This is a genomic window from Mycoplasmopsis columbina (genome assembly GCF_900660685.1).
Lineage (GTDB): Bacteria > Bacillota_I > Bacilli_A > Mycoplasmatales > Metamycoplasmataceae > Mycoplasmopsis > Mycoplasmopsis columbina.
The window spans coordinates 664,705-678,155 of record NZ_LR215041.1 but is presented as its reverse complement, the minus strand read 5'-3'; the positions used below and the strand labels follow the sequence as shown (position 1 = coordinate 678,155).

The following is a 13,451-nucleotide window of genomic DNA, read 5'->3' as shown; positions in this document are numbered from 1 at the left end:
TAATAATTATTTTTATAGTTACATTATATTTTTATTAAAATAATTAAATAAGTTTATGTTTCGCAACAACTATTTACTAATTAATAATGTTAAATATTCGAGAGGAGATTTATGAATCCAACACGTTTAATTCCTATTGGTGGTGTTCAAGAAATTGGAAAATCAACTTTATTAGTTGAACATGAAAATCATATTTTTATAATTGATGCAGGAATTAAGTTTGCTGACATTGCAACAACAGGAATAAAAGGAATTATTCCTGATTATTCTTATTTAAAGTCTAAAGAGAAAAATATTGAAGGATTATTCATTACCCACGGACACGAAGATCATATTGGTGGAGTTGTACACTTATTAAGACAAGTTCATATTAAAAAAATCTTTGCTCCAAGAATTGCAATTCAATATTTCAAATTGAAATTTGATGAAAATCGCATTACTCAAAAAATCGAATTTATTGAAATTGAAAAAGAAGCAGTTCATACTTTCGGAAATTGTAAAGTAGATTTTTGATCAGCACAACACTCTATCCCTGATGCCTTTGGTATTAGAGTTACGACTCCAAATGGATCATTAATGTGTACAGGTGACTTTAGATTTGATTACAATCCAATTGGTGAACACTATACTGATTTTGCTAAATTAGACAAAATTGGAAAAGAAGGTTTAACAGTACTTTTAAGTGATTCAACAAATGCAATGCGTCCTTTTCACTCACCAAGTGAAAATGACATTTTAACTGACATTGAAAAATACATGCGTCAAGCGACTAAAAAGACTATCATTACGGCTTTTGCGTCAAATTTAACTAGAGTTAAATCTATTATTGAACTTGCTGCTAAATTGAAAAAAAGAGTTATAACTTTTGGTCGTTCAATGGTGCAAGGAGTAAAAATTGGTCGTAAATTAGGATATATAAACGTTCCTAATGATATTTTTATTGATAAAAAAGAACTTTCTTCTGTACCAAGTAAAGATTTAGTAATTTTAACAACTGGAAGTCAAGGCGAACAATTAGCAGCTTTATCAAGAATGAGTTATGGTAAACACCAAACTGTAAAAATTGAAAAAGGTGATATGATTATCTTCTCTTCTTCACCTATTCCAGGTAATAGAATGGTAATTGAACTTTTAGTTAATCGTTTGGCTAAATTAGGTGCAATTATTAAAGAAAATGGTGTTGATGGTTACTTGCATACTTCTGGTCATGCATATAAGCATGAACACGATAAAATTTTCCAATTAACAAAACCAAAATTCTTTTTACCATATCATGGAGAATATCGTATGTGTATGGTACATGGTGAAAGTGCAGTTAGAAACGGTGTTAAAGCGGAAAATATCATTATTCCAGAACTAGGTAGAGTTTACAACATGGAAAACGAAAAGATCTATGAAACAGATGAAAAAATTCATTTTGGACCTATTTATATAGATGGTAATAATGTACTTGGCATCAATGCAACAATTGTTAAAGAAAGAACAAGATTAGCTGAATCAGGTTTTGTTAGTGTTATTTTATCAATTGATAGAACAAAAAATACAATTAATGGACGTGCTTCATTGATAAGTAGAGGAAGTTTTTTTGTCAAAAATTCCCTTGAATTAGTTGAAGAAGCAAAAAGAATTGCACATGGGGCAGCACTTTTTTATATCAAAAATACCCCTAATTGAAATGTGGTTGAATTAAAACAATTAATTTCTGAGAGATTGGAAAACTTATTCTATAAAGAAAAAAGAAGAAGACCAGTTATTGTTCCAACCATTTTATTTTCGGATGATGAAAATGAAGAGGCTTTAGAAAATTATCCAATTAAGTTTAATAAAACTTCAAATGTAGATAGCGAGAGTGAAGCAACATTGAAGCTATTAAAACAAGTCAAAAGTGACATTTTTGGTTCAAAAGAAGAAATTCTTGAAGACATTCATAACGAAGAAGATGAAGAATAATTTGAAATGTGAAAATTTTCACATTTTTTTATAAAATGAACAAATAAAAAAATTAAAACTATAGATTTTTTATAATTCAAATATGAAATCAAAAAGAATTAAATTGTTTCAAAAGTAAAAGATCATATTTTGATTTTTTACTTTTTTTGCTTTAAAAAAGAAAAAAATGAATAAAGAATATACTTACTTTTTTCAACGTCAATAATTTTTACTCCAATTGCACTATCTCATTCATGTCAAATTGATAAAAATGATAAAACAAATACTAAAAAGATGAAATTGTATATGAGTAAAATACTCCAATTAATCCAAATGTTATTTCTGAAATTAATAAATTAACTACTGATTATTCAAAAAAGTCATTTATTCTCCTAGTTATGAAGTAGATTATGATGATTATAGAAAAAATGGAGAATCAAAAAAAGAAATCAATATATTTAAGACACAAAATGATGTATTAACTTATTTAATTAAAAAATCAGAATCATACAAAAATACAAATAAAGAAGATATAGAAAAGTGATTCAATGATTTTAATGAATTAAGAAAAATGTCGATTTTAATAAATATGATATTTTGCATTTTCAATATATTGATCAAAGATCTAATCCAAATAGTTTTCTTTCTTTAACATGAAAAAAAAGATCAAACACAACAAATAGATTACATTAAATCAACATTTGAAATTGATGATAATAAGGAAATATTAATTAGAGAAACTAATTTCTTCTTATTTATTAATAAAAATTCCATAAATGACTATAAAATAGTTAAATTAGTTGAACATTATTATGGAGAAAAGCAAAAAGAAGAAATGAAAAAAGGAATTACACAAATTTTTGAAAAATAATTTAATCTTTTAAAAATTTATAAGTTATGACTAAAATTCATAACTTCTTTTTTATTTTTTTCTTTAATCTTTTTTAAGATTTAAGCAGCAAATGTGAAAATTTTCACATTTTTCTTTTACATACAAGTATTTTTATTTTTAAGTTAAAAAATAATTTAAAATGTAAATATGCAAGACAAATGCATAATTTAAGATTATTTTGAGGAGAAAAAATGTCAAAGAAATTTAAAAAGAGTTTAATTTTAGCTGCATCTTCAGCTTCAACTCTTCCTTTTATAGCTTTCACTGTTGCATGTTCAACAAATGAACACAAGAGAAAACCAAATCCATTGGTTGCTAAAGTGGAATTGAATGAGAATTTACAATTAACAAAAGAAGAAGCTGCTAGTGCTCCTAGAGTTGCTCTTATTACTGACGGGGGGGATTTATTTGATAAATCATTTAACCAGTCAGGTTGAGAAGGGATTATTCGTTATGGAGAACAATCTGGTCTTAGCTTAGATAAATATGATGTCTATGAAGTTAAAGATAACAACTTTACAGATCAATATATAGCTGCTATTAACTCTGGCGCAAAAATTTTAGTTTTACCAGGATTCCATCATGAAAGTGTTCTTGGTAAATTCTACGAAGATAATAAACAACTTGTAGATTCTAAAGGTATCAAATTTATTGGTTTAGATTTTGTTATTCCATCAAATATCCCTGCTGGTAGTGGAATTTCATTATTATTCGAAACTAAAGAAGCTGGTTTCTTAGCTGGTTATGCAGTTGGAGAATACTTAAAAGACAAACCTGCGTCAGAAAGAACAGCGGGTACTTTTGGTGGAGGAACCTTCAATGGAGTTACTGACTTTAATGAAGGTTTCTACAAAGGACTTTACAAATATAATTCACAAGCTGATTCAAATAATACAATTCAAACAAAATACATAGTGGATGGTAACGTTTACTTAGGTTCAGTATTTGATACAACAGATTCAACAAAACAAGCGGAAGTAAACAAAGTTATTAATTTAGGAGCCAACGTATTATTACCTGTTGCTGGTCCGTGAACTACATGAGTAGCAGATCAACAAAATACTAAACTTGTTATTGGTGTTGATGTGGATCAATCAATAGTAGATACTAAAAATTCATCTAAATACTTTACATCAATTACCAAACAAATTGCTCAAGCTGTTTATGAAACAGTTGCAGCTTTGGTTAAAGGCGAATCATCATTCTTAGGTAATTATGAAGATGGAAAAGCTAATGCAGTAATTAAAAAAGGTATTGATGCTAAATGAGTTGGACTTGCACCTTCAAAAGTAGCAGATAAAGAAAAAGCAAACGCTGCTATTGCAAAAGCTTTTGAAGCATTCCATGCATTAACAACTGAAGAAAAAGCATGATTAGTTGGTAAAAAAGTTAAACCATCAGATACAAATGATGTTGAAAGTAATCAAGATAGATTAACTCAATTATCAGCGGCAGTTAATGAAGCGAAAAAACCTAATGTAGAAACAACCCCAGTAACAGTGCCTGCCACAGGAACAACATCAGGTTCAACTTCTTCAGAAGAAAAAGAAAAAGAAGTTGAAACAGCTGCTCAAACAGGTGATAAAGAAACAACAGAATCAACAGATAAAACTACTGGAACAGAATCAACAACTGGTGCAACAGGAACTTCTTCATCTTCTGAAACAACAACTACAACAGGTACAGAAAGTGGAGCAGAAACTTCAACACAAAATCCACCTGCAAGTGAAGCAACAACTACAAACACTAGTGAAGAAACATCATCTGCACCAGCAGAATCTTCAACAACAGCTTCTCCAGAATCAACTTCATCACCTTCTTCACCTGCATCTCCTGAATCATCAAACTAATAATTTAATTGGTGAATATGACTCAAATTCAAAACGCAATTGAATTTAGAAATATAACCAAAGAATTCCCAGGAATTAAAGCTAACGATAACGTTAGCTTTAATATTCAAAAAGGGACTATTCACGCTCTAATTGGAGAAAATGGAGCGGGGAAAAGTACTCTAATGAGTATTCTCTTTGGTCTTTATGAACCAACCTCAGGAGAAATATTAGTTAACGATAAAAAGGTGTTTTTTAAAAGTCCTAATGATGCAGCTAACTATGGAATAGGAATGGTGCATCAACACTTTAAATTAGTAAAAGTTTATTCTAATTTAAACAATATTGTTTTAGGAAGTGAGTGAACTAAAAATCACTTTATTGACAATAAAACAGCAGAATTAAAAATTAAAGCATTACAAGATGCATACAATTTACACTTTGATTTAAAACAAAAAAGTGGGAATGCAACAGTTTCAACTCAACAAAAAGTTGAGATTATGAAAATGCTTTATAGAGATAATGATATTTTGGTTTTTGATGAGCCAACCGCAGTTTTAACCGATGAGGAAATTCAAGGATTATTAAAATCATTTTTGAAATTTAAAGAAGCTGGTAAAACCATTATCTTCATTTCTCATAAATTAAATGAGATTGAACAAGTTGCTGATTATGCTACCGTTTTGCGTCACGGTAAGTCAATTGGCACCTATGATGTGAAAAAAACTCCAATGTCTCAAATTGTTGAGGCAATGGTGGGAACTAATGTTGTTGCAACTAAAAATACAGCTAGTTGTGAAAGAAAAGATGTAGTTTTAGAATTAAGAAACATTAGTACCAAAAAATTACAAAAAAATCTTAACAATTTATCTCTAAAAATTCACAAAGGTGAAATTTTAGCTATTGCCGGAGTTGAAGGTAATGGTCAGAGAGAAATTGAACAAATTGTTTCAGGTATGGCAACGCCTAGCGAAGGAACAATTTTTCTTAGAAAATCTGGTGCACAATTAGCCTTTGAAAAAGCTAAATTGGAAAAATTGCAATCTAAAAATCCTTCTAAAGCTCAAAAATATTTGACTTCTTTAGAACATAAGTCACAAAGCAAAAATTATGATGCTCAAATTTTTCACGATATTACTAAATTTAGCGTGAAAAAGAGATCAAAACAAAATATTTCATATATTCCAACTGACAGACATGCGCATGGTTTAGTATTGGACTACACAATTCGTGAGAATTCAGTTTTAAGAAGATTATGAGATAACAAATTTGTGAAACTTAGCATTTTTAGAAACAAAAATATTAACGCTCACACTAAAAGTATTATTGAAAAATATGATGTGCGTGGAAGTTTAAATGGAAACGCAACTTCGCGTTCTCTTTCAGGAGGAAATCAACAAAAATTTATTGTTGGTCGTGAAATTGAAGCGCCTCATGATTTAATCATTGTTATGCAACCAACTCGTGGGTTGGATGTTAAAGCAATTAATACTATTCATGATGAAATCTTAAAGGAAAAAAGAGAAGGAAAAGCAATTCTATTAATTTCATATGAACTTGATGAAGTTTTAGCTTTAGCTGACACAATTGCAGTTTTAAACGAAGGTCAAATTGTTGCACTTAAAGATGCAAGACAAATAACAAGACAAGAAATAGGAAGTTATATGGCTAATAAGAAAGGAGGAGAGAATGGACAAAACTAAAAATGCATGACACTCTGCAAAAGATAAATACAATGCTTGATCACAAAAATTAAGCGAATTTATTCGTTTAGACAGAAATAAAAGCGCTTTTAGGAAAACCATGTCATCAGTTTGAGCATTGATTTTCGGAGTTTTAATTGCTTTGATTTTCATCGCAATTATGAAAAGCGAAAATCCATTTTTACTCTTTTCAAAATTTGGAGAAACCTTCCAAGGTAAAAGAGATATAGCTGCCTTTTTAACCTTCTTCATTATCTTTGGTTTTGCCGGAGTTTCTTCTGCTATAGGTTTTAAATCAGGGTTATTTAACATTGGGATAAGTGGGCAGATGATGTTTGCCTCAACTATTGTTTTCTCAATGTTTATTGCACTGGGAATTAAAAATATTACAGTTGGATATTTAATTCTTTCATTACTTATTTCTATTCTTGCTGGAGCATTTTTAGCCGGAATTGCTGGTATATTAAAAGCCTATTTAAACGTGCATGAAGTTATTTCAACAATTATGTTAAACTGAGTTGTTGCAAAATTGAATAGAGTTATTTTTAGCACTAATAATAATCTTTTCTTTAGTCAAGAAAAAGTAAAAACTTTTCTTGACAGTAAATTTGGTTATGGAACAGAAACTGGAGTTTTCACTATTGTAAATAGTCAAGGCGCGAATACCTTTAATGATACTCAATACATTTTTGGAATTATTTTCACAGTCATTTTTCTAGTTCTAGCCATTGGTCTTTTCTTTATGTATAAATCAACAACCATTGGTTATAAACTTAAAATGTTGGGACTTTCAAAAACTAATGGTCAATACATTGGTGTTAATGAAAAAATGTCAGTTGTTTATGTAATGATTATTTCTGGAGCTTTTGCCGGAGTAGCAGGTTTCTTCTACTACTTCTTTAATCAGAATATCAAGATTACTGACACAAGTTCACCACTAGCACTTGGTTTCGTTTCAATTGCTATTTCTTTACTAGCACTTAATTCATCAATTGGAGTTATTTTTACCGCTATATTCTACGCATTACTTTATAAAGTACAACCAGCATTGCAAGGTTATCCTTTATACATTACTGCGGATGAAATGCAAGTTATTACTTCAATTATTCTTTATTTAGCAGCAATTGCGCAATTGTTTATGGAATTTAAACCATTTGGTTTCTTATTTAAAACTTCTTTAAACTTTTCATCAAGAGTTTATTGATTACATCTAAAGAGATATTTCTTAAAAAGAAAATACTTAAATGCTATTAAACAATATGCTTTGAAAAAAGAAAAATTAAACCAAAATTCGGCATTAGTTAACAAAGAACAAACTTTGAGTAGTTATCATAAGTTAAAAGATGAATACTACTATAAAATAGAAAAATTAAACAAGAGAATTACTTTATTAGATAGAAATATTCAAGCCATTGAAACAATTCAAAAACACAAAGCAGATTTATTCTTTGAAACATTAGTTTTAAGAAGAATTTCTAAAACTTATAAAAAAGATACAAGCTTAAATCAGACATTAAATGATTTAAAAATTAAAAAAGAAAAAAATAAAAAAACATACCAAGCACTTCTTAAAAATTACAAAGAAGTTGAATCAAAAGTTTTTGAATCAGTCTATGTTAATGAAATTAAAACTTTAGAATCACTAACTTTAACCTATGATGATTCACAATTTAGATTTAGTGAAATTTCTAAAAAAGATGAAATTAAAAAACTAAACAAAGAATTTAAACAAATGCAAAATAAATTCTTAGAAGAATCAAATAAAGCTCAAAAAGTTTCAAATAACAGTGAAATTCTTAATATTTTTGGAAACATTTCTAATATTAAAAAAGATCATTTTGTTAAATTACAAGCATTAAATGCGGATAATAGAAAAAATATTAAAATGCAATATAAAGCAGATTTAGTAGATGTTAAAAAAGAATTTAAAACAAGAGCACACGAAAATTATCAATTTATCAAAAAACATTATTTTATAGAACTTTTAAGTTCAAAAGCAGAAAGTAAAGGAGTAGTAATATGCTAGCATTTGCCTCAACTTATAATTTTGCTATTCTCTTCTTTTGTATTCTTTCTGTAGGTGCAATTGCGGGAATGTTTACCGAAAAAGTGGGAATTGTGAATATTTCTATTAACGGAATGATGATTTTTGGAGCTTTAGGTTATCTTTTAATTTCTCATGCTGCAAACAAAGCACAATTAGGTGCTGGAGCAAATATCGCTCTTTCATTAGTTGCTACGGTAATTGGTTTACTTTTTGGTGCAGTAACTTCATTACTATTTGGTTATGCAACTATTAAACTAAAAAGTTCACAGACAATTTCAGGTTTTGCCTTTAACTTATTAGCAACAGGTATTGCTTTAGTTTTCATGGGAACTTTTGGAGATGCAAAAAAATTAAACAATTCATTTCAGAATTTAGCTTTCTCTCCAACAGTTACCTCAACATCTTCTGGTCAAACACTTTCATATAGTTTTGAAGTAATTTCTTTACAAATTGTTCTAACTATCTTAGTTATAGTTTTAGGATATCTAGCACTTTATAAAACTAAATGAGGTTTAAGATTTAGAAGTATTGGTGAAAATCCACAAGCTGCCGATGTAGCCGGAGTAAATGTAACTAAATATAAATGACAAGGAGTTATTATTTCAGGCATTTTAGCTTCTTTAGCAGGAACTTTCTTTGCCCAAGCAACGAATAATCAAACTTTCTTATTCAACGGGGATGTAGCTGGTTTAGGATATGTTGCTTTAGCAATTATGATTGTAGGACAATGAAATATTCTAATCATCGCACTTGCTTCTATTATTTTCTCAATTTTCTTAGGTTTCTCTTACTCAACTCCTTATATTAATAGTCTTAAAAAAGCAAGTGATGTTCTCTTGATCTTCCCTTACTTGTTAACTCTTGTTGTCGTAATATTTATGTCTAAAAGATCTAATGCCCCAGCAGCAGCGGGTATACCTTATGATAAATCACAAAGATAAAGCACAATGTGCTTTATTTTTTTATTAATTTATCAACTAGTGTTAAATTTATCAATTGATTTTCTAAAAAAATAACAAAAAAACAAAAGAATTAAATCTCTTGTTTTTTTTGTTATTTTAAGTTATGCAGTTGGTGAAGTTTCGTTTGTGTTTGAATTTTCATTTGAACTATTTGTTGGAGTTGAAGATTCTTCATTATCAGTTTTTGGATTATTTTCTGTATTTTCTTCTTCAGGTGATTTTTCTTTGTCATCTTTGTTTTCTTTAAGAATGCCAAGTTCTACTAATAATCCTGGGGATAGTTCTTCAACATTATTAAAAATCATTTTAAGCAATTCAGTTTTTTCTTCTTGTGTAAAATTTCAATTTAAAACACCTAGTTTTTCGAAATTTTTAAATGAGGTGTAAGCATCATCACTAACTTCAAAAGATTCTAAAAATTTTGGAGTAAAAGGAATAATTTTTTCAACTGCTGAAATTAAAGAAGGAGGCGTTTTTTCATCTTTTTTTAAATCATTTAGAAAATTTTTTAAGTATTGTTCAAAATCAAAACTTTTTGCTTGTGATTTGATAAAAGCAAATTTAGCTTTGTATCAAGCCGCAGTTTTTTTTCAATCTTTGTTAAATTCCGAGTATGTTTGCTTGAATTGTTCTTTTCATTTTGTTTGAATTTTATTTAAATATTCAGGATTTATATTAGGAATATTAGCATAATGACTATAATCGCCCAATTTTTTATTAAATTGATCTATATAATCCTTTTTTTCTTGATCTGTTTTGCTTTCGCTACATGATACTGCAACAAAAACGGTTGGAATAGTAGTTGCACTTAATAAACTATAAAATCTAAACTTTTTCATTATTTTTTAATCTCTTTCCATTAATTTTTAATTTAAATTAAATTTCATATTTTTTTTACTATTCTATATTTTAATAATTTATTTTTAATTTTTTTAAGTAATCTATTTAATAATATTCTTTTTCATTTAAAATATTAATTTTTGAAATGAAAAAATATAAAAAAATGTGTAAAAAAATTGTTTTTTTACACATACATAAAAAAATATTTTTTTATTCAATTCTGAAATGTAATTGACTAAAAGCACTATAAATATGTTTATTGTCCAAAAGCGAATCCACCAGATCCAGTAGCTTTTGTTATTTCCTCTATTGTTTTTTTAATATTTGCAGCATCTTTTAAAATGTCAAAAATTCCATTATTTTCTAAGTTTTCAATTGATTGATATAAATCGTTAGTTAGAATATTTTTATTTAGAATTTTGTCCAATAAATTTAATGGCTTTTCTAATGTTGGTTTTAAAAGAGATAATTGAGGAAATGTGTTATTATCTAAAAATGTTTTTACTGTAGTAATTTGAAGTGCAAGTAGCGCTTTTGCGCTTTGGAATTTTTCATATGCTTCTTGATATTTTTTATTCATTTCTGAATAAGTTAAATTGGCAATATCTTCAAATTTCAAAATTTCACCAAGTGGTATGGAAGAAATAACACCTTCATCTTTTGAATCTTCATTAATTAAGCTTTCTGTTTGAGCTTCTACTTTTTTAGCAAATTCGATAACATAATTTTTCTTTTCTTCATCAGTTGGCTGGGAACATGAAACAGCAACAAACGAAACAGGCAGTGCTGTGGCACCTAGAAGCCCATAAAGTTTAAATTTTTTCATTTTAACTCCTATTTTTTATTACCTATTTGTGGCATTTTCACATATAAAGGTTTAATGTTTATTAATTCATTATAATTATACTTTTTAAATAGTGGTAAATAGTCAACAAAATTATTAAAAAATAAATCATGTTTTACTTTTAAACACACGCAATCATTTTTTTCATTTAAAACTAAATTAATTTTATTTTCGTCAAAATTATCACTTCTTTTGTATTCATAAAATTTATTTCCTGCAGCACTTATATAAAAAGTTTCTACATTGGGATTTTGTTTTTGTAGCAATTGCATAGTACTTATTGTAAAAATAGGTTTTTTTTGAATCTCAGCAATAGTTCTTAAATATACTAAACCAACTCTACTACCTGTAAATGATCCTGGTCCAATATTTAAATAATATTCATTAATTTCTGAAATATCAATTTGATTTTTATTTAAGATTTTTTCAATTTCTTGAACAGTTAAATTTACTTTTTTTTGATAATTTTCATAAATTGAACTATCTATTTTTTTAAAATTATTGTCAAATATTGCAAGAGAAAAATCATCATTCGCAGTGTCTAAATACAATTTCATACTAAGCATCCTTTTCATATTTAACTATTTTATAGATATGTTCATCTTTTGAATTAACCGATACAAAAACATTTAAATAATTGTTATTATAAATTTTAATTTTTTCAGGTCACTCGATTGCAACAATATTGTCATCAAAGTAATCCTCAAATTCGCTCAAATCTTCAGTTAAGTTATAGGCGTCAATATGTACAAGACCCTCATAAATTTTCATGTAATTAAATGTGGGAGAAACAATTGTATCCTTAATTCCTATTAACTTAGCTAAAACTTTGACCAATGCAGTCTTACCACTTCCTAATTCTCCATTTAACAAAATCATCTTTGAAACAGTTAAATTAGTCAAAATATAATTAACTACATTTTCTAATTCATTCAAATTTTTAGTTATAAAAATTTTTTCCATAATATCCTTTTATATAGACTTTTCTATTATACCTTTTGTCTTTTTAAATTGACAAAAATATAAAACTATTAATATGCGAAAAAAACTTTATAAAGAAAAAAAACAAAGCCCAATGCCTTGTTTTTTCAAAAGTAATTATTATTTAATAATTTGTGTTACGTTTCCATAACCAACGGTGTGTCCACCTTCACGAATAGAGAATTTAGTTCCTTCTTCAACCGCGATAGGAGCAATTAATTTAACTGTTAAGTCAACGTTTTCTCCTGGTGTAACCATTTCACGTCCAGCTTCAAATTCAACTCCACCGGTAACGTCTGTGGTACGGAAGTAGAATTGAGGTTTGTAGTTTTTAAAGAATGGAGTGTGACGTCCACCTTCTTCTTTAGTTAAAACATAAATTGCAGCTTTGAATTCTGTGTGAGGAATGATTGAACCTGGTTTAGCAAGAACTTGTCCACGTTCGATTTGTGATTTTTCAACACCACGAAGTAATAAACCAGCATTGTCACCAGCTTGAACTTCTTTAAGGTTTTTACGGAACATTTCCATACCTGTAACAACAGTTTTTTTAGTAGGTTTTAAACCAACGATTTCAACTTCTTCGTTAAGAGATAATTTTCCACGTTCAACACGTCCTGTAGCAACTGTACCACGACCTGTAATTGTGAAAACGTCTTCAACAGCCATTAAGAATGGTTTATCGAATTCTTTAACTGGAGTTTCAATGTATGTGTCAACAGCATTCATTAATTCCATAATTTTGTCTTCGTATTCAGCTTTACCTTCTAAAGCTTCTTTAGCTGATCCACGAATAATAGGTGTGTTGTCACCATCAAAACCGTATTTGCTTAATAAGTCACGAATTTCCATTTCAACTAATTCAAGCATTTCTTCGTCATCTGCACTTTTAAGCATGTCGCATTTGTTTAAGAAAACAACCATACGAGGAACACCAACTTGTTTAGAAAGAAGAATGTGTTCACGTGTTTGAGGCATAGGACCATCTGTTGCAGCAACAACTAAGATAGCTCCGTCCATTTGAGCAGCACCGGTAATCATGTTTTTGATGTAGTCAGCGTGACCAGGACAGTCAACGTGAGCATAGTGACGTGCTTCTGTTTCATATTCGATGTGTGATGTGTTAATTGTAATACCACGTGCTTTTTCTTCTGGTGCATTATCGATAGATGCATAGTCACGAGCTTCAGCTAAACCTTTTTTGGCTAATACTGTAGCAATAGCAGCGGTTAAAGTAGTTTTACCGTGGTCAACGTGACCAATTGTACCGATATTAACGTGTTCTTTACTACGATTAAAATCTAATTTTGCCATGTTAATCCTTTCAATTGAATAATTTGTTTTAGCGCTAAAACCAACCAAAGTGTGGCCTTCCATCCACATCCTGTCCATATGCTAAAACTTAAAAATTTCTTTGGGTATCA

General features: G+C 28.6%; 10 protein-coding genes. 5 read left to right on the top strand and 5 right to left on the bottom strand.

The genetic code is table 4. From position 1 onward, the window contains the following. Window positions 1–111 precede the first annotated feature (111 nt). The 5 genes from EXC37_RS02770 (at window position 112) to EXC37_RS02750 (ending at window position 9,341) form a co-directional block, all read left to right on the top strand. Window positions 112–1,950, top strand: coding sequence for a ribonuclease J (locus EXC37_RS02770; protein WP_029891885.1), 1,839 nt, complete (start codon window positions 112–114; stop codon window positions 1,948–1,950). A 1,062-nt stretch (window positions 1,951–3,012) separates the two neighbouring features. Next, complete coding sequence (locus tag EXC37_RS02765) at window positions 3,013–4,671, top strand: BMP family ABC transporter substrate-binding protein (RefSeq protein WP_051660706.1); 1,659 nt, start codon at window positions 3,013–3,015, stop codon at window positions 4,669–4,671. Between the two features lie 17 nt (window positions 4,672–4,688). Beyond that, the gene (locus tag EXC37_RS02760; RefSeq protein WP_029891883.1) at window positions 4,689–6,353 is read left to right on the top strand and encodes an ABC transporter ATP-binding protein; all 1,665 of its coding nucleotides are present in this window, start codon (window positions 4,689–4,691) and stop codon (window positions 6,351–6,353) included. After that, window positions 6,340–8,379: an ABC transporter permease subunit gene (locus EXC37_RS02755; RefSeq protein WP_129693843.1), complete on the top strand. Its 2,040-nt coding sequence runs from the start codon at window positions 6,340–6,342 to the stop codon at window positions 8,377–8,379. Before EXC37_RS02760 ends, EXC37_RS02755 begins: the two co-directional genes overlap by 14 nt. Next, entirely contained in the window at window positions 8,373–9,341 is a 969-nt protein-coding gene (locus EXC37_RS02750) for an ABC transporter permease (RefSeq protein ID WP_029891881.1), read from the top strand. The genes EXC37_RS02755 and EXC37_RS02750 overlap by 7 nt, the downstream gene beginning before the upstream one ends. 122 nt (window positions 9,342–9,463) lie before the next feature. Here EXC37_RS02750 and EXC37_RS02745 read toward each other — a convergent pair whose 3' ends face one another. The 5 genes from EXC37_RS02745 to tuf all read right to left on the bottom strand — a co-directional run bounded on the left by EXC37_RS02745 (window position 9,464) and on the right by tuf (window position 13,341). After that, window positions 9,464–10,201, bottom strand: coding sequence for a hypothetical protein (locus EXC37_RS02745; RefSeq protein WP_029891880.1), 738 nt, complete (start codon window positions 10,199–10,201; stop codon window positions 9,464–9,466). Between the two features lie 257 nt (window positions 10,202–10,458). Further along, the gene (locus EXC37_RS02740; protein WP_029891879.1) at window positions 10,459–11,028 is read right to left on the bottom strand and encodes a hypothetical protein; all 570 of its coding nucleotides are present in this window, start codon (window positions 11,026–11,028) and stop codon (window positions 10,459–10,461) included. A gap of 8 nt (window positions 11,029–11,036) precedes the next feature. Continuing rightward, window positions 11,037–11,603 (bottom strand): tRNA (adenosine(37)-N6)-threonylcarbamoyltransferase complex dimerization subunit type 1 TsaB, encoded by a 567-nt coding sequence (tsaB, locus tag EXC37_RS02735; protein ID WP_029891878.1) that lies wholly within the window; start codon window positions 11,601–11,603, stop codon window positions 11,037–11,039. A gap of 1 nt (window position 11,604) precedes the next feature. Further along, window positions 11,605–12,009, bottom strand: a complete 405-nt coding sequence (tsaE, locus tag EXC37_RS02730; RefSeq protein ID WP_029891877.1) for a tRNA (adenosine(37)-N6)-threonylcarbamoyltransferase complex ATPase subunit type 1 TsaE — start codon at window positions 12,007–12,009, stop codon at window positions 11,605–11,607. A 138-nt stretch (window positions 12,010–12,147) separates the two neighbouring features. Further along, window positions 12,148–13,341 carry an elongation factor Tu gene (tuf, locus tag EXC37_RS02725; protein ID WP_006608829.1) on the bottom strand — a complete coding sequence of 398 codons (1,194 nt, stop codon included), beginning with the start codon at window positions 13,339–13,341 and terminating at the stop codon, window positions 12,148–12,150. Window positions 13,342–13,451 lie beyond the last annotated feature (110 nt).